At 42.0% G+C, this 22525-nt stretch carries 20 protein-coding genes and 1 tRNA gene; 8 read left to right on the forward strand and 13 right to left on the reverse strand.

What is annotated here, in order from left to right; genetic code table 11:
* Positions 1 to 236: 236 nt before the first annotated feature.
* Positions 237 to 950, reverse strand: coding sequence for a Fic family protein (locus FKN05_RS08145; RefSeq protein ID WP_170887266.1), 714 nt, complete (start codon positions 948 to 950; stop codon positions 237 to 239).
* A 292-nt stretch (positions 951 to 1242) separates the two neighbouring features.
* On the opposite strand from FKN05_RS08145, the gene FKN05_RS08150 reads away from it, so the two are divergent.
* On the forward strand, positions 1243 to 2205 hold the full coding sequence (locus tag FKN05_RS08150) for an integron integrase (RefSeq protein WP_099610043.1): 963 nt from the start codon (positions 1243 to 1245) through the stop codon (positions 2203 to 2205).
* A 46-nt stretch (positions 2206 to 2251) separates the two neighbouring features.
* Here FKN05_RS08150 and rplT read toward each other — a convergent pair whose 3' ends face one another.
* The 5 genes from rplT to FKN05_RS08175 form a co-directional block, all read right to left on the reverse strand.
* The gene (rplT, locus tag FKN05_RS08155) at positions 2252 to 2605 is read right to left on the reverse strand and encodes a 50S ribosomal protein L20 (protein ID WP_040992521.1); all 354 of its coding nucleotides are present in this window, start codon (positions 2603 to 2605) and stop codon (positions 2252 to 2254) included.
* A gap of 41 nt (positions 2606 to 2646) precedes the next feature.
* Positions 2647 to 2841 carry a 50S ribosomal protein L35 gene (gene rpmI, locus FKN05_RS08160; RefSeq protein WP_099610044.1) on the reverse strand — a complete coding sequence of 65 codons (195 nt, stop codon included), beginning with the start codon at positions 2839 to 2841 and terminating at the stop codon, positions 2647 to 2649.
* A 104-nt stretch (positions 2842 to 2945) separates the two neighbouring features.
* Positions 2946 to 3497, reverse strand: coding sequence for a translation initiation factor IF-3 (gene infC / locus FKN05_RS08165; RefSeq protein WP_099610045.1), 552 nt, complete (start codon positions 3495 to 3497; stop codon positions 2946 to 2948).
* Positions 3498 to 3500: 3 nt separating this feature from the next.
* Positions 3501 to 5429, reverse strand: a complete 1929-nt coding sequence (gene thrS / locus FKN05_RS08170) for a threonine--tRNA ligase (protein WP_170887267.1) — start codon at positions 5427 to 5429, stop codon at positions 3501 to 3503.
* Positions 5430 to 5635: 206 nt separating this feature from the next.
* Positions 5636 to 7519, reverse strand: a complete 1884-nt coding sequence (locus tag FKN05_RS08175) for a DEAD/DEAH box helicase (protein ID WP_099610047.1) — start codon at positions 7517 to 7519, stop codon at positions 5636 to 5638.
* 617 nt (positions 7520 to 8136) lie between these two features.
* Here FKN05_RS08175 and rnb point away from each other — a divergent pair.
* Positions 8137 to 10140, forward strand: a complete 2004-nt coding sequence (gene rnb / locus FKN05_RS08180; RefSeq protein WP_170887268.1) for an exoribonuclease II — start codon at positions 8137 to 8139, stop codon at positions 10138 to 10140.
* Between the two features lie 99 nt (positions 10141 to 10239).
* Here rnb and FKN05_RS08185 read toward each other — a convergent pair whose 3' ends face one another.
* Positions 10240 to 10596, reverse strand: a complete 357-nt coding sequence (locus tag FKN05_RS08185) for a DUF3024 domain-containing protein (RefSeq protein ID WP_099610049.1) — start codon at positions 10594 to 10596, stop codon at positions 10240 to 10242.
* Positions 10597 to 10728: 132 nt separating this feature from the next.
* A complete protein-coding gene (locus FKN05_RS08190; RefSeq protein ID WP_099610050.1) occupies positions 10729 to 11400 on the reverse strand; it encodes a MaoC family dehydratase in 672 nt (223 codons plus the stop codon).
* Positions 11401 to 11725: 325 nt separating this feature from the next.
* Here FKN05_RS08190 and FKN05_RS08195 point away from each other — a divergent pair.
* The 4 genes from FKN05_RS08195 to FKN05_RS08210 all read left to right on the forward strand — a co-directional run bounded on the left by FKN05_RS08195 (position 11726) and on the right by FKN05_RS08210 (position 15205).
* Positions 11726 to 11816: transfer RNA gene (locus FKN05_RS08195), tRNA-Ser, on the forward strand.
* Between the two features lie 368 nt (positions 11817 to 12184).
* Positions 12185 to 13576 (forward strand): alkaline phosphatase, encoded by a 1392-nt coding sequence (locus tag FKN05_RS08200; RefSeq protein WP_170887269.1) that lies wholly within the window; start codon positions 12185 to 12187, stop codon positions 13574 to 13576.
* A gap of 63 nt (positions 13577 to 13639) precedes the next feature.
* The gene (locus FKN05_RS08205) at positions 13640 to 14785 is read left to right on the forward strand and encodes a YibE/F family protein (protein WP_170887270.1); all 1146 of its coding nucleotides are present in this window, start codon (positions 13640 to 13642) and stop codon (positions 14783 to 14785) included.
* 204 nt (positions 14786 to 14989) lie between these two features.
* On the forward strand, positions 14990 to 15205 hold the full coding sequence (locus tag FKN05_RS08210) for a hypothetical protein (protein ID WP_170887271.1): 216 nt from the start codon (positions 14990 to 14992) through the stop codon (positions 15203 to 15205).
* Between the two features lie 77 nt (positions 15206 to 15282).
* On the opposite strand, the gene FKN05_RS08215 is transcribed toward FKN05_RS08210, so the two are convergent.
* From FKN05_RS08215 to FKN05_RS08235, 5 genes are all read right to left on the reverse strand, one after another.
* Positions 15283 to 16716 carry an aspartate kinase gene (locus FKN05_RS08215; protein WP_099610866.1) on the reverse strand — a complete coding sequence of 478 codons (1434 nt, stop codon included), beginning with the start codon at positions 16714 to 16716 and terminating at the stop codon, positions 15283 to 15285.
* A gap of 31 nt (positions 16717 to 16747) precedes the next feature.
* Positions 16748 to 17134: an ectoine synthase gene (locus tag FKN05_RS08220; protein ID WP_161430420.1), complete on the reverse strand. Its 387-nt coding sequence runs from the start codon at positions 17132 to 17134 to the stop codon at positions 16748 to 16750.
* 9 nt (positions 17135 to 17143) lie between these two features.
* Positions 17144 to 18409: a diaminobutyrate--2-oxoglutarate transaminase gene (gene ectB / locus FKN05_RS08225; protein WP_161427377.1), complete on the reverse strand. Its 1266-nt coding sequence runs from the start codon at positions 18407 to 18409 to the stop codon at positions 17144 to 17146.
* Between the two features lie 11 nt (positions 18410 to 18420).
* Positions 18421 to 18975 (reverse strand): diaminobutyrate acetyltransferase, encoded by a 555-nt coding sequence (gene ectA, locus FKN05_RS08230; RefSeq protein ID WP_170887272.1) that lies wholly within the window; start codon positions 18973 to 18975, stop codon positions 18421 to 18423.
* A 518-nt stretch (positions 18976 to 19493) separates the two neighbouring features.
* Complete coding sequence (locus FKN05_RS08235) at positions 19494 to 20075, reverse strand: class I SAM-dependent DNA methyltransferase (protein WP_170887540.1); 582 nt, start codon at positions 20073 to 20075, stop codon at positions 19494 to 19496.
* Positions 20076 to 20249: 174 nt separating this feature from the next.
* Here FKN05_RS08235 and FKN05_RS08240 point away from each other — a divergent pair, with 174 nt between their 5' ends.
* On the forward strand, positions 20250 to 21128 hold the full coding sequence (locus FKN05_RS08240) for a LysR family transcriptional regulator (RefSeq protein ID WP_099610871.1): 879 nt from the start codon (positions 20250 to 20252) through the stop codon (positions 21126 to 21128).
* A 177-nt stretch (positions 21129 to 21305) separates the two neighbouring features.
* Complete coding sequence (locus tag FKN05_RS08245; protein WP_099610872.1) at positions 21306 to 22205, forward strand: cation diffusion facilitator family transporter; 900 nt, start codon at positions 21306 to 21308, stop codon at positions 22203 to 22205.
* The last annotated feature ends 320 nt before the right edge of the window (positions 22206 to 22525 follow it).

Genomic DNA, 22525 nt, shown 5'->3' on the forward strand with positions numbered 1-22525 from the left:
GCGTCTTGGGGGCATATTATGCCAAACGACATTCGATAAAATTCATGACAGAGAGAATGTAACAACCTGAATTTCTTGGGATAAATAAGAAGAGAAGGTGTGTTTAACAAAAAAGCACATAACGCCCGCTTAAGGGGCTGACAACGCTACTACCAAGTTTCCGCATAACACTGAAACCACCAAAGTCAACGCATAATAAAAATGCCACGCGTTGGAAGTCCCTCTTGAAGCGTTTGTTAGCCGATTTTCAGATCTAGCTTGAAATTACGAATGATTTTTTCATCCAAACAGCTGCGTAAAAACTTATTCATTGCTCTCATGTCATTAGAAGAATAGAAGTCAAGCATGAGCGTATTAAACTCTTGTTGACGCTTGGCTTGCACATTAATGATAGGGAAACCATTAGCTAACAAAATACCGTTCATCATGAACCGCCCCGTACGTTTGTTAACATCCCAAAAAAATTGAGCGCGTGCCATTTGTAAAAATGCAGTAATTGCTTGATCGTAAACATCAGATTCGCTATTCACCTGACTCTCAACTTCAAGCCATTTTTCATCCAACTCATCTGGAGCCGGAGGCTCATACTCTGAACCCGTAATAGAAACGTAACCAGAGCGAAATTTACCCCACTCCAACGCTTCTTCTTTGCCTGCGATATTGTGGATTTTTAAGGCGGTTTCTTTATTAAATTGGAACTCACCTTGATCAACTAAGCCAAAAATAAACTCCCATGCTCGAGCTTGGTTCATTGCCATATTTTGATCACTAATTCGATGACCACCTACGGTGATCCCATCAAGAATGGTTTGCACCTCAGGTAAAGTCATTGCAACACCCTCGAGGTTAACAGCGTCATAAACCAAAGCTGGTACATCTCTTTTGGCAAGTTGTTTAGCCAACGGTATATTTGGTTTCATATTCCACATGTTATCTGTCAATGCTGTCATGGTGATCTTCTTCAATGTAAGTAAAACTTGGCTAAGTATACACTTACTGATGAGTAAGGTGGTAGAAGTCGGCTAACGCTTTTTATACAGCAAATTGCCCTAATTTATTCCACGCTACCGCCATCTTTTTACAAAAAGCCAGTGATAAAAATAGCACTATACACAACAAATTCATAAAGTTATAAAAAATAACTGAGGGGTAGTTCTCATTAAATAGCAAAGTGCCATTTAGTTATTGACGATACAACAAACCAATACTACTGTATATAAAAACAGTTAAATGGAATTTTGAATGAAATCACAATTTCTTTTAAGCATAAAGGAATATATGCAAACTAGACATTACGCCAATAAAACCATTGAGGCTTATCTGCATTGGATCACAAAGTACATTATTTTTCATAATAAAATCCATCCTAACCAAATGGGGTCAAGTGAAGTTGAGCTTTTCCTCAGCCATTTGGCCGTAGATAAAAAAGTAGCAACTAAAACCCAAGCCCTTGCTTTAAATGCACTTAGTTTCTTGTACCGCGAGATTATTAAAGAACCATTAACCATTGATATGAAATTTCAAAAATCTCAATTAGACCGGAAGCTTCCTGTTGTTATGACGAAAGATGAAGTGAAACGTTTCTTCAACCACGTCGATCCTAAATATCAACTTCCGATCAAATTGCTGTATGGATCTGGACTCAGATTAATGGAATGTATTCGCTTACGTATTCAAGATATCGATTTCGACTATGGCGCATTAAGAGTTTGGCATGGTAAAGGCGGTAAAAATAGAACTGTCACTTTAGCAAAAGAACTCTACCCTTTACTTCATGAACAAATCGCATTAGCAAAAAGATATTATGATAAAGATATGCAAACCAAAGGCTATGGCGGCGTTTGGTTGCCACATTCGCTCGCAGAAAAATACCCCACTGCACCATTTGAGTTTCATTGGCACTACCTATTTCCATCACATAGCCAATCGATAGATGGAGAAAGCAACTTATTAAGAAGGCAGCATATCAATGTATCTTCATTACAAAGAGCAGTAAAAAAAGCAGTGCGAGCGGCTGAGATTGGAAAAACAATATCTTGTCATACACTCAGGCATTCATTTGCAACTCACCTTCTGGAGTCAGGAGCAGATATCAGAACAGTTCAAGAGCAACTCGGTCATTCTGATGTAACCACGACACAAATATATACCCATGTCATTGATCGAGGTGCTAACGGCGTATTAAGCCCTTTATCACGGCTATAAAAAAGGAGAGCATCAGCTCTCCTTCTTCAAACTAAGCAGCTCGGATTTATAGAGCAGCTTTTGCTTTTTCAACAAGCACAGCAAACGCTGCTTTGTCAAATACGGCGATGTCGGCTAGGATCTTACGATCGATCTCGATAGATGCTTTCTTAAGACCGTTAATGAAACGGCTGTAAGATAGACCATTTTGACGAGATGCAGCGTTAATACGCGCAATCCACAGCTGACGGAACTGACGCTTTTTAGTGCGACGGTCACGATAAGCGTATTGACCTGCTTTGGTAACAGCTTGGAAAGCTACGCGGTAAACACGTGAACGTGCACCATAGTAACCTTTAGCTTGTTTTAGAACTTTTTTATGACGTGCACGAGCTTGTACACCACGTTTTACGCGAGGCATTATGTCTCTCCTAAACTAAACGATAATTAAACTAAAAAGAATTAAGCGTATGGCAACATGCGCATAACACCAGCCACTTCACATTTCGGAAGGATTGAGTTAGGGCGTAGTTGACGCTTGTTCTTAGTAGTACGCTTAGTCAGAATGTGACGTTTAGTAGCGTGCTTGAACTTTAGACCACCAGCTGTTTTCTTAAAACGCTTAGCAGCACCTCTGTTGGTTTTCATCTTAGGCATGATGAATAACTCCGCATTGTAGTAGTTTAATAAACAATGTAATTAAGGCGGAAAACCTAGCTGTTACAATATAAAGCTAGGTTTATCACTTGCTAGGCCTCTAATTACTTCTTCTTAGGGGCTAACACCATGATCATTTGACGACCTTCAATTCGCGTAGGGAAAGATTCTACAACAGCAAGTTCTGCTGTGTCTTCTTTCAAGCGATTAAGAACATCGACACCGATATCTTGGTGTGCCATTTCTCGGCCACGGAAGCGAATTGTTACTTTCACTTTGTTGCCTTCTTCTAGGAAACGGGTCAGGTTGCGTAGTTTTACCTGATAGTCTCCAATATCAGTTCCAGGTCGGAATTTAACTTCCTTAATCTGAATCTGTTTTTGCTTCTTTTTCTGCTCTTTAGCAGCTTTACTCTTTTCAAAGAGGAACTTGCCATAGTCCATCACACGACAAACTGGTGGCTCGGCGTTAGGGCTGATCTCTACAAGATCCATACCAGCTTCTACGGCCGCTTCTAGTGCTTCGCTGATCGATACAACACCAACGGACTCACCATCTGCGCCAGTTAAACGCACTTCACGAACGCCACGAATTTCACCGTTTAAACGGTGCTGGTTTTGTTTGGCCGGCTGTTGGCCACGTCTTCCGCCTTTAATAGTTTATTCCTCCAGATTAAGCTTACGGCTAGAAACTTCGGCTTGGATGTGTGTAATAAAGTCATCCAATTTAAATTTACCTAAGTCCTTGCCCTTTCGAGTACGTACTGCGATTTCACCGGCTTCCATTTCTTGGTCACCACAAACCAGCATGTACGGTACACGTTTTAAAGTGTGTTCGCGGATTTTAAAGCCTATCTTCTCATTTCTCAAGTCCGCTTTCGCACGAATACCACATTTTTGTAGCTTTTGTACGACTTCTTGAGCGTATCCTGCTTGTTTATCAGTAATATTCACAACTACAGCTTGCTCAGGAGCCAACCATGTTGGGAAAAAGCCTGCATATTCTTCAATGAGGATACCGATAAACCGTTCAAGAGAGCCTAAAATAGCACGGTGAATCATAACTGGCACTAAACGTTCATTATTTTCGCCGACGTAAGTAGCACCAAGACGAGAAGGTAAGTTAAAGTCGAGTTGAACTGTACCACATTGCCATGCACGATCTAAGCAATCATATAAGGTAAATTCAATTTTAGGGCCATAGAATGCCCCCTCACCGCCTTGAATTTCATAAGCAATGCCCATGGCTTCGAGTGATTGTTTCAATGCTTCTTCTGATTTATCCCAAATTTCATCACTACCGACCCGTTTTTCAGGTCGAGTAGATAATTTCACCGCGATATTCTCAAAACCAAAAGTATTATAGGTATCATACACCATTTTGATACACGAAGTGACTTCTTGCTGTATTTGATCTTCAGTACAAAAAATATGTGCATCATCTTGAGTGAAACCACGTACACGCATAATACCGTGTAATGAACCAGAAGGTTCGTTACGATGACACGAACCAAATTCAGCCATGCGTAAGGGTAAATCACGGTAGGATTTCAAACCCTGATTAAAAATTTGTACGTGACCGGGGCAGTTCATCGGCTTAATCGCGTATTCCCGATTTTCAGATGATGTGGTAAACATGGCATCTGCATATTTATCCCAATGTCCAGAACGCTCCCATAAAACGCGATCCATCATCAAAGGACCTTTTACTTCTTGGTAGCCATATTCATTCAATTTATGACGAATAAAAACTTCTAGATCACGGAAAATTGACCAGCCATTATGATGCCAAAACACCATACCGGGCGCTTCTTGTTGCATATGAAACAAATCAAGTTGTTTACCAATTTTGCGATGATCGCGCTTAGCGGCTTCTTCTAATCGAGTAAGGTGTGCTTGCAATGCTTTTTTGTCGTGAAAAGCGGTGCCATAAACACGCTGTAGCATTTTGTTATCGCTGTTGCCACGCCAATAAGCACCGGCGACATTGAGCAATTTAAAGTGCTGACAAAAGCCCATATTTGGAACGTGAGGGCCACGACACATATCAATATATTCTTCATGGTGGTAAAGCCCTGGACGATCATCACGGGCTACATTTTCGTCCAAGATTTCCATCTTATAAGGTTCACCTCGAGATTCAAAGGTATCTCGTGCTTCCTGCCAACTGACTTTCTTTTTAACGACTTGATATTTTGTTTTCGCCAGCTCTTTCATCCGCGCTTCAATGATATCTAGATCATCTTGTGACAGAGAGTGTTCAAGATCAATGTCGTAGTAAAAACCGTTATCAATCGTTGGGCCAATTGCCATTTTTGCTTCTGGATACAATTGCTTAAGAGCATGACCTAGCAAATGGGCACAAGAGTGACGAACAATTTCTAATCCATCAATGTCATCTTTTGTGGTGATGATTTCAAGGCTTGCGTCATGTTCAATTAAATCGCATGCATCAACACGAACGCCATCAACACGACCAGCAATAGTTGCTTTTGCAAGACCCGGGCCGATCGATAGAGCGACATCCATAGTAGAAATGGAGTGATCAAACTGACGTTGACTACCATCAGGAAGAGTAATAATAGGCATGATAAATCCTTACAGTGGTGTTGCATACCAAGCAACACGTGTTCAGTATGTGGAAAATAACCATTGATGCTCACTCGGTAATACGAATACCGGATCATCAACAGGCGTGAATTGTACCTAGGTCACATGAGTAATGTAAAGAAAGAATCTTATTCAAACAACAAAGCCCGTAGTTTTAACTACGGGCTTTGTTGGATCGTTATCGGTTAAGCTTCACTACGACGACGAGAGCTGTGGCTACGTTCGCCTGTACGTTCACCACGGAAGTTTCCACGATTGTCACCACCACGGTTACGGTCAAAGCGACGTTCACCATCACGAGCAGGGCGAGAAGAATCACCTCGTCCACGACCGCCACGGTAACCACCATCTCGGTTGCCTTCAGGGCGACGACCACGAGATTCACGGAAGTCATCAAAATCACAGACAACCGCACCCACTTCTTTTTGACGAATACGTAATTTACGAAGTTTACCAGTCACATCCGCTGACATGCTTTTTGGTAACTGGACAAAAGTATGACCTTGCGCCAATTTTATTGCACCAATTGAACCTTTGGTTAAGCCCAATTCATTGGCCAATGCACCAACAATATCTTTTACTTGAACGCCTTGATCACGCCCCACTTGTAATTGATAAGTATCCCAATCAACGTTACGAGCACCGTCACGCCCACCAAATTCACGACGACCAGCACCATCACGACGGTCACCATCACGGCGTTCACGACGACGTAATTTATCACGCTCAATTGCTTCTATCATTGGGTCTTCACCGGTATAGAACAGCGGGCGCTTACCTTGTTGACGTTTCAGTAAGATAGCAGCGAGCGTTGTCGCATCGATCTCTAAAGAGCTCTGCAGTTTTTCGACTAGTTCTGCAAATTTTTCTAGTGCAACCTGACCTTTATCAGCTTCAAGTTCCACCGCAAGTTTTGTTAAACGAGATTCGGCGACTTTATCACGATGAGGAAGCTGAATTTCTTCCATTGAAGAGCGAGTCACACGTTCAATCGTACGTAGCATACGGATCTGGTTAGTACGCACTAACAAAATCGCTTTACCTTTACGTCCAGCACGTCCTGTACGACCAATTCGGTGGATATAAGATTCTACATCAAATGGGATATCGTAGTTAAACACGTGAGTAATACGTGGTACATCAAGACCACGTGCAACAACATCAGTTGCGACTAAAATATCAATCACGCCTTGCTTGATATGATCAACCGTGCGCTCACGTAAAGATTGAGGAATATCACCGTGTAACGCAGCGGCTTTAAATCCTCGAGCACTTAACCAATCGGCTAGACGTTCAGTATCTTGACGCGTACGAACAAAAACGATAGATGCATCTGTTTCTTCCGTTTCCAGTAGACGCGCCATCGCTTCATCTTTTTCAACACCTTTTACTACCCAGTACTGTTGCTCAACTTTCGCAACAGTCTGGTTTGAACCTGCAACGTCAACGCGTGCTGGATTGCGCAAAAAGCGGTCAACAATGTCTTTCACCATTGGTGGCATTGTAGCCGAGAAAAGTACTCGTTGAGCGGTATCTGGCGATTGCTCCATGATCCAAGTAACGTCGTCGACAAAACCCATTTTGAGCATTTCATCGGCTTCATCCAAGACGAAAGTATGGCATTCATCAAGATGCAAACGCTCACGGGTAATCAGGTCTTTCACTCGGCCAGGAGTACCCACAACGATATGAGCTCCGGTTTTTAAAGCGCGCATTTGATCAACGATGGAAGCGCCACCGTAAATTTCTAATACCTTTAGGCCTTTGATATTTTGACCCAGTGTTTTAACTTCAGCAGCAACTTGAATGGCCAACTCACGAGTTGGAGCCATAACAATAGCCTGAGGTTTATACTGATTAAGATCCAATTTGTTTAATACTGGCAAAGAGAAAGCGGCGGTTTTACCAGTACCGGTTTGAGCTTTACCTAACGCATCTCGGCCTTCAAGTAGAAAAGGAATGGCAGCAGCTTGGATTGGAGTTGGTGAAACAAAGCCCATTTCGTTTAGGGCGGAAAGGATGGCACTGTTTAGTGCTAAGTCACTAAATTGAATGACAGTTTCTTGCATGGGGTTCCCACTAAAATAAAAAATAACTAAGGTCCCACGTGCTATACCATTTTCCAACCAATCCTAAAGAAGAGCTGATTCCGTTCAGATGCGGATGAGTATTAAAAAGCATCAAGCCACTAGGGACATCTAAGGGACGCGGATTATTCCTTAAATGCACAAAAAAAGCCAGAAAAAATTGAATTTCATCACATATTTTTTCCTAAAGTCGGCAAAAGATACCTTCTACATAACAAACTGCGCTCTTGATGACGAAATCATACTTCTATCGTTGTTCACGTCTTTAAAAGCAATCTAGCGATCGAACATTCCGTTCAAATTACCGATAAATCAATAAAGTTCATGCCTCTTCTCTATTGCAGGAAATGTTCGTCGTCATACGATAAGAATCACAACATCAGTCTATTAGACTCTTATCTGCCTCCAACTGACATCACGACCATGGGAAGTGTCACGCGCGCTATACTTTTCGCCCATTGCCAAGTACCATGTATTCTATGATAGCTTCACAAAAACGTCCCCAATCTAGGCCACCTATTCAACATGATCAGAATCGCGTTTAGGAAGTACCAGACAACCTAATCCAACTTTATGAATCATAAGGGTTACAATCAAATATGTTTCAAGACAATCCACTGCTTGCTCAACTTAAACAACAAATTCAAGAAAATCTCCCTAAAAAAGAAGGGCAGATTAAAGCGACTGATAAAGGTTATGGTTTTCTCGAAGTTGATAGTAAAACTAGCTTTTTCATACCGCCACCTTATATGAAAAAGTGCCTACATGGCGATAAAGTGGTTGCGATTATTCGCACTGAAAATGAGCGTGAAGTCGCAGAGCCCCAAGAATTGTTAGAACCTGCTATTGCTCGATTTATTGGACGAACCAAGCGACAAAAAGGGAAGCTCCATGTTACGCCAGATCAACCACAATTGAAAAAACACACCTTAAAAGCGAAAACAAAAAAAGGGCTCAATCCTGAAGAGATCGGTGAAGGCGACTGGGTTGTCGGTACCCTTATTCACCACCCACTGAAAGGTGATAATGGTTTCTTTGTCGAAATCACCGAAAAAATCACTGATGCTGAAGATAAAATTGCCCCTTGGTGGGTCACGTTAGCTGAAAATAATTTACCAAATTCAGCGCCCACTGGAAATAGACAGTGGCAACTCAATGACGATTGTGATTTACAACGAATAGATCTGATATCTCTGCCATTTGTCACCATTGATGGTGAGTCAACCAAAGATATGGATGATGCCTTGTATGCCAAAAAATGCGAGGACGGAGGGTTTGAAGTTACCATCGCAATTGCCGATCCTACTGCGTATATTACTGCAGATGATCCGATGGATAAAATTGCTCGTGAGCGCGGTTTCACCATTTATTTACCGGGAAGAAATATCCCGATGCTCCCCCGCGAGTTAGCCGATAACCTATGCTCTCTGATCGAAAATGAAATTCGCCCAGCACTTTGTTGTACTTTAACTGTCAATAAAGACGGAACCATCAAGGATGATATACGCTTTTTTGCCGCAAATATTCGTTCACGGGCTCGCCTGATTTACGACCAAGTGTCTGATTGGTTAGAGACGGGCCATTCCTGTTGGCAACCCGATGAAACAATCGCGCAAGTTGTGCGGGATCTTTATGAGTTTTCTCAGCGACGATCCGCTTGGCGTGAAACCCAAGCTGTTGTTTTCCCAGACCGCCCAGACTACCGCTTTGAATTAAGCGAAGATAACGACGTGATTGCTATTCATGCCGATCTAAGACGTAGTGCTAATCGCCTCGTAGAAGAAGCAATGATCACCGCGAATATCTGTGCAGGCCAAGTATTGCAGTCAACATTTGGCTGTGGCGTATTTAATACTCACGCTGGTTTTAAAACCGATAAAATAGCTGATGTGGTCACCTTAGTTCAGAATCATGGCGCAGATTTTGACGAAGCGTCACTAACGACTCTCGAAGGTTTTGCGGCTTTACGTCGCTGGTTAGCAAAACAACCGACATCATACCTTGATAACCGAATGCGAAAATTCCAAAGCTATAGTGAAATCGGCAATCAACCATTACCTCACTTTGCGATGGGATTAGAAATTTATGCAACTTGGACCTCTCCGATCCGTAAATATGGTGACATGGTTAATCATCGTATGTTAAAAGCCCACATTTTGGCAAAATCACCAGAGCAACTTCCTGATGAAAATTTGGGAGAAGAGTTGGCAATCCATCGTAAACATCACAAAATCGCTGAAAGAAATGTAGCCGACTGGTTATACGCCCGAACATTGGCTGATGAACCCAATAAAAAAACCAGCTTTCTCGCCGAGATCTTTGATATTAATCGCTCAGGTATGCGTGTTCGTTTATTAGAAAATGGGGCGATGGCTTTTATTCCTGGTGCGCTTATTCTTGATAATAAACAGCGAATTGTCTGCAATGGAGAAGACGGAACAGTAATGATTGATAATGCCTTAATTTACCGCTTAGGCGACACACTAGAAGTCGTTCTGACTGAAGTCAATCAAGACACCCGCAGTATTGTAGCCAAACCCACTCAAGTATTTGCTGATACACCATCTGTACAAGAAGGAGATGCCGCCTTTCCAGCAGCTTAATTAAAAAACGACGTTTCCCAACATAAAAACGGGCACAGTAAGGTACCCGTTTTTATGTTCATCAATACCATTCACAACACTTGAAATAAATAGAAATCTTTAAGACCAAAAATACGATTTCGGATCTTTTTCAATTTCTCTGATCAGTGCGGTTAAATCAATACTTTTTGATAAATAGGGGTAAGGGATCCATTGGTACTCAGATCCAATCGGTTCAGCCGGCACATACAAAGCCCACAAACTATGTTCTTCTTCCCAAATCACTCTGGCAACAACACTTGTGTAATCACATTGGTTTGAATCAAGCTTATAATGATGCCAAATAAACTGCACACCATTATCAACAGGTTCGTAACTCGATTTACCTAAGTCCACTGGCAAGCTTTGATTCCGACTTTGGCATAGCCATTCCGCCCTTTTTTCTATCTGACGTTGTAGTAGATTAATGACCGCCATAATTTCCTCTGATGCCGTTACGTTTCACTGAGTATTACCCGAATAAACAAAAGAGTCTATGATCCGTATGCGATTGTCTAATTGATACGATAAAGGGGAGCTAAAGCTCCCCTTCTAATTACCCAATTCAGATTAAAAATGTAGTTGGATCACAGAAACCACAATACAAGCTGGCCGCCTAACCCCTTCAATCTCCACTTTTATTTCACGCTCAATTTCTAAGCCTTTTCTGACTGGTGTTACTTTTGACAGGGTACTCACTGCACGTAGGCGATTACCTGCCTTAACCGGATAAGGAAAACGTACTGAATTTAACCCGATATTAACCACCATTTTAGCAGTAGGAAATAAGGGTTTATCTGCATCAACGCTGTCTGTTAATTTGGGTAATAGAGCTAGAGTTAAAAAGCCATGAGCAATAGTCGTTTTAAACGGAGACTCTACTGCAGCACGCTCTGGATCAGTATGAATCCACTGTAAATCCTCGGTCACCTCACCAAATTGGTTAATACGCTGCTGATCAACCATAAGCCAATCACCCGTGTGAATCACCTCACCAAGTTTACTCGTTAATTGATCGTAAAGCGCTTGTGCTTCTGGTTTTAATTCAATTTCAGGAACTAAATTAACTTCTTCATTTGCGGGTTGATGAAATTCTTTCACCCATGAAAAAAGCTGACGACTGTTAGCCCTATCTAAAAAACCATCCCAATACTCACGTACCGTTGGCGACATCCATTGCTTAAATTCCGTGTTTTTAACCAAATTCTCAGCTCGATGCTTTAAAAGATCGGTAACTTTCATCAAAACCTCATTCTTAACAAAGAAGCACTGCTAATGGACTAATTTTGAAACACTTCACAATAATTCGCAAACACTTTATGGCTTACAAGTGTATCCTAAAACAAGAATTTAATTTAAAAATCAAATTGTTATAAATAAAACATTATTTTATTAGACACTCGCGCTTTAGAGTAATGACTACCAAGATTTATATAAAATCACAAATTTGAATACAATCCACACCAACCTATTCTCGAATGAAATGTGCAAATTTCAAGCAAAACAACGCTCTACTGCAATTAATACTTTACAAACTTTATACTAATCAATATGATGCAAACCTAATGGAGGGATGGCTGAGTGGTTGAAAGCACCGGTCTTGAAAACCGGCGATGGTTAATAGCTATCCTAGGGTTCAAATCCCTATCTCTCCGCCACATTCAAGCCCTTGATTTTTCAAGGGCTTTTCTCGTTTTAAGACCGTCAAATGTCACCTAACACACATAGGTGATACATATGTATTTGATTAAATTGAGCAATAACCTGTTTTATTCACGCATACCTACCTCTGTAATGTTACAAACTTCTCAAGAAGCGCTTTTCTTTTAATTGAGCATAATTGACTTTACCCGTGATCTTATTCACTAAATGTTGCCATCTAAACCTGTTGAAGTGATTGGATATTGATCTTAATCAATCATTAGGCATGACTATTTTCCATGACACTATTTTGTAAGAAATCAGTCATCTTTATCGCTTAGCGTATTATTTCAGAAACCACACTAACAACATGGAAATAAACGCAATGTCAAAGTTTAACTATGCCACTCTCACGGCACTAACCTTATTAAGTAACTCTGTATTAGCCGATGCACCCAAACATGTCATTTATCTGATTGGAGATGGCATGGCAACAGCCCAACGCCAAGTCGCAGAGTATTATCTGCAAGAGAAAACAAGCAATAAACATGCGCGGTTAGCCATGAATAGCCTGCCGATTACCGGAATAAACACAACCCACTCAGCCGATTCCCTAGTCACAGACTCAGCGGCATCGGCAACGGCTTTAGCCACGGGTATGAAAACCGATAATGGTATGATTGGCATGTTACCCAATGGCACCAAAGTTACCTCCCTGCTCGAAGGCGCGCAAAAAAAAGGCATGGCCACAGGTCTAATTACCACCACTCGTCTTACGCATGCCACTCCTGCCGCGTTTATTGCCAAAAATATCAGTCGAGATAATGAAAATGAGATTGCGCAAGACTATACCAATTCCGGCATTACTTATTTCGCTGGCGGCGGTTATCGACACTTTGTAGCAGGTAAAAATTCTAAACGTACAGATGGTAAAGATCTGGTTGCGACGATGAAGAAAAATGATTACCGAACTTTTGTCGGTAGTGAATCGGTCGCGAGTTTCCGCGGCTATCACCCCAAAACGGGCGATAAAGTATTTGCCGCGTTTAGCGCCTCACATGTGCCTTATGAAATTGATCGAATTAAAACGAATCACCTCCCATCACTCGCGGAGATGACAGAGAAAGGGATTGATCTCCTCGCAAAGAATAAAGACGGTTTTTTCCTTATGATCGAGGGAGGGCGTATTGACCATGCTTCACACGCCAATGATATTGCCGGCACGATTTTCGATACCCTTGCCTTTGATCAAGCAGTACAAAAAGCGCTCGATTTTTATCACAAAAATCCAGATGACACGTTAGTGATTGTGACCGGCGATCACGAAACGGGTGGTATGGGTATGGGGTTCGGCAAAAATTATTTCATGACTCTCGATAATGTTACCCACGCGAAAGAGTCTATCGAAGACAAACTACAAGGCGTCTATCAGGGTAATCGCTCCGCTTTCTACCAACATATTGCCGCGCAATTTGACTTAAGCACACTCAGCGATGAAGAAAAGTCATTGATTGAAACCGCAATGAACGCCGTTGATAAAAAAGCGCCTAACCTCAAAAATCTTTATGGCGGTTATGATCCCGTGGCTATTGCGGTGGCTCATATTACTTCCAAACGTGCTGGGGTTTATTGGACATCTTATGCCCATACCGCAACACAACTGCCTCTCTCTGCTATCGGGGTTCAGGCAGATAAACTAGGAGGCTTTAAAGACAATACCCAAGTGGCACAAACCATCGCAGAGATCATGCAAGTCAATATTGGCTATCAAGGCTAATGAGCAACACCCGATTGAATGCGGAAGCCAACAGCGCTTCCGTTTTCTTATAAGGAGAAATTCATGCGAGGCATCTATCTGGCCGTTACGGTCTTGCTCTGCTTTGTAGTCTACGAGGGTAGCTACGCTAATAAAAACACACAACCCGAACACGTTGCCACCGTGCTTGCCTGTGATAATAGCCAACTCTCGGTCATTGGCAGTAACCGTATTGGAACACAAATCTTAACCGTGGAGCTGAAAAAGTATCCTGGAAAATCTTATTCTGCCTTCAATTTACTTACGGGGACATTGGAATACGATGAATTTTATCAGTCGGGAGATACGATTTTAGTCGCCATACAGCACAATCAAAATGGGCAAGTTCACCATATCAAAGCGCTCTCTCATTATCGGCTACCTTATTTGATGATGTTATTTGCATTTTTTGCAATTGCGCTGCTCGCTTATGCCCGTCATATTGGGTTACGAGCACTGCTTTCTTTTGTGGGGTCAGTCTTGATTATTTGGCAACTATTAATTCCGGGATTGGTTGCGGGTTATCCTCCAATACTTATCACGACCGCAACACTTATCGCGTTGAGTGCACTGATTATCTTTTCTATCGCAGGTTGGACCAATAAAGGAAAAGCAGCATTTGCAGGAACCCTTATTGGTTTGATGATCACCGCATTACTTTGCCTAGTATGCGGGCAATTACTCAGACTTGATGGAATGGCACAACCCATGGCACAACTTTTACTATTCGAAACGGGTATGCATCTCAATATGCTTGATGTGCTTTATGCGGCCGTTTTAATCGGTGCTAGCGGCGCGGCCATGGATGTAGCGATGGAAATGGCCGCAACGATGGAAGAGCTCAAACTCACCAATCCAGACATGAATAAAAAACAGCTCCTTCGCTCAGGCTTTAGAGTTGGAAATGCAGTAATTGGTACTATGACAACCACCCTATTACTGGCATACTCGGGTGGTTTTTTGACATTATTAATGTTGTTTATTAGCCGAGAAACCAGCTTAATGCAGATTTTCAATATGAAGTTAATCGCCAGTGAAGTCGCAAGAACATTGATAGGAAGCTTATCACTGGTGATAGTAGCACCATTAACAGCTTGCATCGCTAACAGTATGATGTTTCGTACTCAGTTAGACGGACAAGGCAGCGTTTCAGCGATCACTGGACCAATCACAACTTCACTGAAGGAATAAACGATAAAAACGATGACGATAGTTCTAGCAATAGCATCGCCCGCGTTTTTTCATGATTTCAGCCACTTTCACCTTGAACTTCTATTCTTAGCCCCTTATTTATAATGATAAGCGCAAGCGGTGAAAAATAGATAGGATACACCAGCTTTGCTTTGATGATAGATAGAGAAGATCCCGAGTTCTCCTCAATCAGGAGAGGTGAAGATGAATCAATACCCGACAATGCATTTACAAATTACTGAATCAGCCACCAACAACAAGAGTACTCAATGGCCAGCAGCTATGGCTTTTCCACAGCGCTGTCAAGATGTGATTTTTTCCTTGCCTCAGTCTCCCCTGGCAGTGACCCAACCCGTGCGCTGGGTCATCCAAGTGGACTTAAGAAAATTAGCACAATGGTTAGCGCCAACCATCCATTAATACTCATTCAAGCCACACGGACTGAAAGAAAAAACAAAACCCCCACAGATCAAAATCCATGGGGGGTTGCTATTCAACTAGGCCGCTTTTACTTTTTTATTGTTTCGTTTACCGCCGTTTTGATCAACGATCAACGCTTGGTGTAACGAACAAATAGCGCTGTTATAATCACTGTCTTCAACGACAAACTGAACGTTGACGTTTCGCATTGAAGAGTGAGCTGCCATAGGATTTACACCAGCTTCGATTAAAGCTTGCATCCCTTTGCCTAATGCAAAATTGGTATTGATTGATGCGCCAATCGCAGAGATTAACGCTACCATTTTTCCAGAAATGGTAGCATTAGGATAACGTTTTTCCGCTTTATACAGCACATGGTTAAGGTTATCGCTCGTGCCACTGAGGTAGTAAGTCATTGAGTTTGCATTCATTTCCTTACCCACCAAATGAACTTTCGCCTCAGCAATGATTTCCATCAATTCGTAACTGGCATTATCGACACTGCCAACCATGCTTTGGTCAAACATATGTAAGGCAAAGACTTTATTACGTCCAGCAATGATCTCAACTTTATTTGCTTCTGGTTGATAGTGGTTAGCAATCAACGTTCCTGCATGCTCTGGCTCAAAGGTATTTTTGACGCGAAGTTCAATGCCTTTATTTCTCAATCCAGCAGCAGCATTGGGGTGAATCGCTTCCATGCCTAAGTTAGCCAGTTGATCGGCGACATCAAAGTTAGTCTGCCCCATCGGACTTACTTTTTCCGGCCCAACGACACGAGGGTCAGCAGAACTTAAGTGATACTCTTTGTGAATAATGGCTTGATCGGCCTCGGTCAATACCGCAATCCGGCTAAAGGTCATTTCACTGTAACCACGATCATAGGTTTTCATCAGCCCTTCGTCACAATAAGCATAACCTGTCACAATAGGCAGCTCTGTCGTGACATCAATATCGGCAAAAGCACGCTCAATGACTTCATCAAGCTTGCCTCGCGTCTCTTCATTCCATCCTGACAAATCCACAAATCGGGCATTAATACCCAGCGCTTTTAATTTTAGAGCCGTATTATAGGCGCTGTGCGCTTCCCCAATCGAAGAGAGGAATTCTCTAATCTGCGGTAAATAATGGCGTAGAGAAAACTGTCCATACTGGCAAGTTTGCAAAATATTATTTACACAATTGACCGCTTCTGAGATACGTGAACGGATAAACTTATCGGCCCGCATCCGGCTCATTGGATCGGCAAATAAATTTTCATTGATCATCAGCATGCGCTGTTCAAGCTCATACATGGTTTCTTGCCAGCCTTCATCACGCTTAGCAATCATCTGATAAATGCCTGGTTTACCCGTACGTTTACATTCGAGTAAGGCATCGGTCATCCCTGAATAAGCTGAAACCACAAATACTCGACCATAAGGATTGTTCGGTTTCAGTAAAATATTATCGAGGACTGCATCAAATGCAGACATCGAAGTACCACCGATTTTTTCTACGGTGTAAGACATGAGGTCTCCTTGTATTAAATACGGATTGATGTTATTCGACGATGGGATAGACGCCATCTTCATCATGGACTTCAGCACCAGTCAACGGTGGGTTGAAGACACACGCCATCACCATATCCGCCCCTTTATAAGCACGTAAGTAATGTTCATCATGCTTATCAAGAATATATAACGTACCTGGTTTGATCGGATACGTTTCTCCGCCAACCACTTCAATTTCCCCTTCCCCAGAAACGCAATACACGGATTCTAAGTGATTTTTATAGTGAATATGTGTCTCGGTGCCTTGGTAAATATTTGTAATATGGAATGAAAAACCCATCTTGTCGTCTTTGAGTAACATACGAACGCTTTCCCACGTTTTTGCCACCACACGACGTTCACTTTGACGACACTCTTCTAATGTTCTAACAATCATGATTTTTCCTTAAGACGCTTTTTGAATAAAATTTGGGGCCACATTTTCAACCGCTTGTTGGAAAATATTTAGACCTTGTTCTAGCTCATCTTCACTGATTGTTAGTGGGCAGAAAAATTTCACCACTTCATCATCAGGGCCTGCTGTTTCAATCACCATACCAAGACGAAAACACTCACGAGCCACTTTGTTGGAAATCTCGCCATTTTGACACTCAATGCCTTGCATCAAGCCTCGTCCTTTTAAACGAGTAAATAGGCTTGGGAAGCGACGAAGCGATTGTTGAATCACATTTGTCACTTGTTCAGCACGCGCTTTGATATGGTGCTCGAACTCATCATTCGCCCAATAGGTTTCCAGCGCTTTAGTCGCTGTCACAAATGCATGATTATTGCCACGGAAGGTGCCGTTATGCTCACCCGGTTTCCACGCATCTAGCTCGGGTTTAAATAGAACAATTGCCATCGGTAAGCCATATCCGCCGATTGACTTTGACAGAGTGACAATGTCTGGCTTAATGCCTGCCGGTTCAAAACTAAAGAAGGTTCCGGTACGGCCACACCCAGCCTGAATGTCATCGACAATCATTAAAATGCCATGTGTCTTACATATTTTGGCTAATTTTTGTAACCAACTCTTGGAGGCGGCATTCAGTCCACCTTCACCTTGTACGGTTTCTAGCAACACAGCGGCTGGTTTATCTAATCCCGAAGAGTGATCATTTAGCATTGTTTCAAACAAAGCTAAGCCATCAATATCGGCATAGCCATCATAAGGTAAGCGCGTCACACCTGATAACCCCAAACTGGCACCACCACGGTGATGTTGATTGCCTGTCGCCGCTAATGCACCATAGGTACAACCATGGAAGCCATTGGTGAATGCAACAATGTTAGTACGTCCAGTGACCTTACGGGCCAGCTTCATGGCAGCTTCGACCGCGTTAGTTCCGGTTGGCCCAGTAAACTGAACTTTATAGTCCAAGCCTCGTGGCGAGAAAATCAGGTTTTGCAGTGCTTGTAAAAAGCCTGCTTTCGCCTCTGAGTGCATATCTAAGCCATGCGTAATACCGTCTTTATCAATATAATCAAGCAATGCCTGTTTAAAGATGGCGTTATTGTGGCCATAGTTCAGCGAGCCTGCTCCCGCTAGAAAATCTAAATAGGCATCACCATCTTTGGTATATAGCCAGCTTCCTTTTGCCGTAGAAAATACGACTGGAAAATTATTGGCGTAAGATTGAACGTTTGATTCTTTCTTTTTAAAGATATCCATAGCGATGGGATTTATCCTTGTTGGTTAGTTCGTGAATGTAGCGGAATGCGATATAAATATTCAGTATCATGCTCACCATGAAAATGGCGGGTTTCATCAAGAAACGTTGATACTTCACCGCGTTCGCCATGTGCTCGGTCAAGTTTCTTAAATAGGCTCCAAGAACCTTGATTGTCACGGGTAATGGTGGTTTCCAACACAGTAATGTCACGTAGATCATCACGAGTTAGTAGTTCGTTCAGCATATGGAAAGCCAGACCCATACCACGAGCGGTTTGACTCACGGCGACTTGCCAAATGAAGAGTTCATTCGACTTATCCGGCTTGCGATAGGCTGATACAAAACCCACCATCTCTTCGTTACGTTCAGCAACCACACACGTATTGTGAAAGTGTATCGATTGCAAAAAGTTGCAGTAAGCGGAGTTCTCATCCAGCGGCGAACACTGCGCGATAAGATCATGCACACGCTTTCCATCTGTTCGGTTTGGAGTACGAAACGTCCACTCGTCCTGAGTGTTTTGCATAATTTCTGGGTATGCAACCCAAGGTGATGCTGTCATCATTGTTTGCCACATATTCAATTAGAACTCTAAACAAATTCCTTTTATAAACTAACAGCTGAAAGGATAATTTCAACCCTTTATTGATCACGAAAACCGAAAGATAACATGTAAGAATCTGTTTTTATTAAACAAAAAAATATGAAAAAAAATAAATCAGAGAAGAGAAATGATTAGATGTGTAAATGTAATGACAATTATATGAATGAGAAATGACAAATTTATGATGTAACAAAGATCAGGCTTTGCTAGAGTCTGTTGACCCTAACAAGCAGAGACCTGTATATCCCTTTCTTACTTGAAGATCTGACTTGAAGATGTAGCGGTATTGGTATTGGCTACGTTCGTTTACCCCAATCACATAGGCGATCTATGTCCATGGAATAAACTCACTTACCGCTTATCTACCACTGCAAGTCGCTTAGGTATCGTCATTATGAATCCGTAAAAAGAGAGGAAAAACAGATCACCGTACTCAGCCAGAAAAATTTAGCCTGCTGAGTATGATGTAAGAAATACCGTTATTTTTGGCCAAGCCCCATCAGCACGCTTTTAAGGCCTTGAGGTGTCTGAATATCAAAAGCATGAGACACATCGATGCGAGCAAAACCAGATTGAGTTAAAACATTAACTATCTCTGTTTCACTGAGCCCATATGCTAAATTGCCATGATCAGATAACCAATCCCACACTATAAACTGGCCACCTTCATCTAACAGGGTGTAGGCGATATCGGCAGCTTCTTGAAAGTTAGAGATGTAGCCGCAAACAGCAGCGGCAAGCACCAGGTCAAATTGTTTACGAAAAGCCGGATGTTGGGCAACCAGCCCACGACTTAAGTGATCAACCACAGGTTCAACATTAACGAGTTCTTTTTTATCCAGCTCTTCGATCATGGCTTCAGATTTATCCAACGCCACAATATCTTTACACAAAGGGGAGAGATATTGGCTGAGTAACCCAGTACCACAACCGAAATCAAGTATATGCTTACCATCCAATACGGTTATTGTTTGTAGCTGCTGAAAAACATGATAAGAAAAATCAAGGTTGATTGGATCATTTTCCCAATTTGCTGCGTAGTTGTCCCAGTCGTGTACCATCATGGTCTCCGTATTACTTCTTGTAGTTGGGCAATGTGCCAAGATTAAACCAAAATAGCGTAAATTTCATAGCGTTTAAGTACAATTTTCATCAAGAAAATAGGATTTTAACGAAGATAGTGTCAAAATCTTCGGCCTAACCCTAATCGTCACTTTTCATTTATTGAGAATGCAATGAATCTGTCACAAATAGAAGCATTTTGTACTATCGCGGATACAGGTTCAGTATCCGAAGCCGCTCGTCAGTTGGAATGCAACCGAACTAAACTCAGCATGGCCATTAAGGCTCTGGAAAATGAACTAAAGGTTGAGTTATTTATACGCAGCGGAAACCAAGTTTCTTTATCGGAAGCCGGAAAAGCGATTTATAAGGACTGCCAAAGTTTACTCATCACCGCGACTCGGATTAAACATACCTGCTCCCAGGTTTCCGATGAATTTGCCGCAGAAATGTGGATTGCTCGAGATGACTCATTACCGGAGATACTTTGGCAAGATCTTGCTCACTCTTTAAATAAATTATTTCCTAATACCTCATTTAATATTGTACTTGCATCCAGCGGTGACTTAGCCAACTTAGTCGCGACGCAGCAAGTTGATTTCGCATGTGGGGTTGATTATGAACGTTTAGATGATCCCCGAATTCGTTATCAACCATTAGGAAAAATTCGGATGATGTCAGTGTGTAGTGTCCACCACCCATTGACAAAACTAAAGCCTGTTACTGATGAAGATTTACGAAAATCAATGCAAGCCGTGATGGTCTATCTTAATGAGCAAGATAACTCTAATTTAGAACCGTTTTCTCGTCGTTATATCGGTTTTTCAAGTTTTGAATATATGCTAGGCACCATTTTGACAGAAAGTGCCTGGGGTGTATTACCTGAACCACTGATTCGCCATCATTTACGCGAACAACGATTAACTGTCATCCGTCATACTTATGGACTAACTCAAGAAGATTATTGCATGTTTACGACCACAGGTGGAGCGGAGAACCCAGCCATGCTTTGGCTTGCTGATAAGCTCAGCGATTATTTATTTGATTTTTAAATCGGTAATAGCAGCCAGCGACAAAATAAATGACGCTAGAAAGTTCATCTAATCTATTGTTATATAATGATATTTGATAAACCTTCCCTCTCTCAGCCTCAGTGAGTAGTAAATAACCATTGTATTAACCCTAGTTTGGGCCACAATAGCTATAGTTTTTTATTGGAATAGTGTGTTATGTGTGCCCGAACAAGTTTAAATGAAAATCGTGTATTGACTTTCTCAGCCCTTATTGCCTCTATATTTGCAGGTGGCGGCCTTATTGTTGGTTTACTTGTAGGTTCATTAGTTATTGTTTTTGATGGTGTCTATTCTTTAATCAGTTTACTGTTAACATTATTGTCGCTCATCGCAGCTCGCTCTATTCGAAAACCCTCAGACCATCAATTTCCATTTGGACGAGCATTATTTGAACCGGCGGTGATAGCTATAAAGGGAATCGTGATCTTAATGCTTGTATCCTATTCCTTATATTCGGCGGTCAGCTCCTTGCTCACTGGTGGACGAGAAGTTGATCCATCGATTGCGACCTTATTTGGTGCGATTAATGTCATCGGTTGTGGCTTCGCTTGGTGGTATATGGCCAAGCTAAGCAAACGGTACGCTTCTGGCTTAATCTCCGCAGAAGTCAAACAATGGCAAATGGATACACTACTAAGTGTTGCGGTTACAGCTGGTTTCATTGTTGCGTTAGGCGTAAGTATTTCTCCTTTCGCTCACTATGCTGTTTATGCCGATCCTTTAATGATGCTTGCTATGTCCTTTTATTTCTTAAAAGTACCATATGGGATGGTTAAATCAGCATTACGAGAAATTTTTCTCATGGCTCCTAGCAAGGAGCTTTGTAAAACCGTAGATCAAAGCGTCATCGCTGCAGGCAAAGAATCAGAACAGGATATTGAATTAGCTGGACTGACTAAAGTAGGCCCCGAACTATGGGTCGATATTGATCTTTATCCAGAAGAGGACTGCGGTGTTATTCTTGTTGAAGATATTGAACACACGCGTCGTACGCTTGAAAAGCGTTTATCAAATTTACCGCTGAAATTGCAAATTACCGTCAATGTCACTCGTTAACTGCATAAACCCGCTCATAGCGGGTTTATTTTTAATATTGAGCGGTTACCTCAGGACAACAACAAAAACCGCATTGAAATCACTGGTGTAAAGCCTAAAATAAAGAAACCCCACTAAGCTTACGCCTAGTGGGGTTCTATTCTTGCTCGCAGCAATCCGGCTACTGATAGGTGCTCCCTGCATCTATTCCTTGATAGTCAGCTAAATCCTTTAGCACAATCCCTTTCATCGCCTTCCTAGCGGTGTCCTGTTCCTGTCGTCCTGACAGCATTTTTCCTTATTCCATATCTGCATTAACCTTCCGTAATAACCATCCTCGT

The organism is Vibrio sp. 1-1(7), from assembly GCF_013048485.1.
GTDB lineage: Bacteria > Pseudomonadota > Gammaproteobacteria > Enterobacterales > Vibrionaceae > Vibrio > Vibrio fujianensis.

What these genes read in the sequence shown, in the direction of transcription:
- FKN05_RS08205 (WP_170887270.1), top strand. Translation starts at nt 13,640, where the DNA reads ATGCGAGGCATCTATCTGGCCGTTACGGTCTTGCTCTGCTTTGTAGTC.
- FKN05_RS08245 (WP_099610872.1), top strand. Translation starts at nt 21,306, where the DNA reads ATGTGTGCCCGAACAAGTTTAAATGAAAATCGTGTATTGACTTTCTCA.
- ectA (WP_170887272.1), bottom strand. Translation starts at nt 18,975, where the DNA reads ATGATGACAGCATCACCTTGGGTTGCATACCCAGAAATTATGCAAAAC.
- FKN05_RS08235 (WP_170887540.1), bottom strand. Translation starts at nt 20,075, where the DNA reads ATGGTACACGACTGGGACAACTACGCAGCAAATTGGGAAAATGATCCA.
- rnb (WP_170887268.1), top strand. Translation starts at nt 8,137, where the DNA reads ATGTTTCAAGACAATCCACTGCTTGCTCAACTTAAACAACAAATTCAA.
- FKN05_RS08190 (WP_099610050.1), bottom strand. Translation starts at nt 11,400, where the DNA reads ATGAAAGTTACCGATCTTTTAAAGCATCGAGCTGAGAATTTGGTTAAA.
- rplT (WP_040992521.1), bottom strand. Translation starts at nt 2,605, where the DNA reads ATGCCTCGCGTAAAACGTGGTGTACAAGCTCGTGCACGTCATAAAAAA.
- FKN05_RS08210 (WP_170887271.1), top strand. Translation starts at nt 14,990, where the DNA reads ATGAATCAATACCCGACAATGCATTTACAAATTACTGAATCAGCCACC.
- FKN05_RS08240 (WP_099610871.1), top strand. Translation starts at nt 20,250, where the DNA reads ATGAATCTGTCACAAATAGAAGCATTTTGTACTATCGCGGATACAGGT.
- ectB (WP_161427377.1), bottom strand. Translation starts at nt 18,409, where the DNA reads ATGGATATCTTTAAAAAGAAAGAATCAAACGTTCAATCTTACGCCAAT.
- FKN05_RS08215 (WP_099610866.1), bottom strand. Translation starts at nt 16,716, where the DNA reads ATGTCTTACACCGTAGAAAAAATCGGTGGTACTTCGATGTCTGCATTT.
- FKN05_RS08200 (WP_170887269.1), top strand. Translation starts at nt 12,185, where the DNA reads ATGTCAAAGTTTAACTATGCCACTCTCACGGCACTAACCTTATTAAGT.
- FKN05_RS08145 (WP_170887266.1), bottom strand. Translation starts at nt 950, where the DNA reads ATGACAGCATTGACAGATAACATGTGGAATATGAAACCAAATATACCG.
- thrS (WP_170887267.1), bottom strand. Translation starts at nt 5,429, where the DNA reads ATGCCTATTATTACTCTTCCTGATGGTAGTCAACGTCAGTTTGATCAC.
- FKN05_RS08150 (WP_099610043.1), top strand. Translation starts at nt 1,243, where the DNA reads ATGAAATCACAATTTCTTTTAAGCATAAAGGAATATATGCAAACTAGA.
- FKN05_RS08220 (WP_161430420.1), bottom strand. Translation starts at nt 17,134, where the DNA reads ATGATTGTTAGAACATTAGAAGAGTGTCGTCAAAGTGAACGTCGTGTG.
- FKN05_RS08175 (WP_099610047.1), bottom strand. Translation starts at nt 7,519, where the DNA reads ATGCAAGAAACTGTCATTCAATTTAGTGACTTAGCACTAAACAGTGCC.
- rpmI (WP_099610044.1), bottom strand. Translation starts at nt 2,841, where the DNA reads ATGCCTAAGATGAAAACCAACAGAGGTGCTGCTAAGCGTTTTAAGAAA.
- FKN05_RS08185 (WP_099610049.1), bottom strand. Translation starts at nt 10,596, where the DNA reads ATGGCGGTCATTAATCTACTACAACGTCAGATAGAAAAAAGGGCGGAA.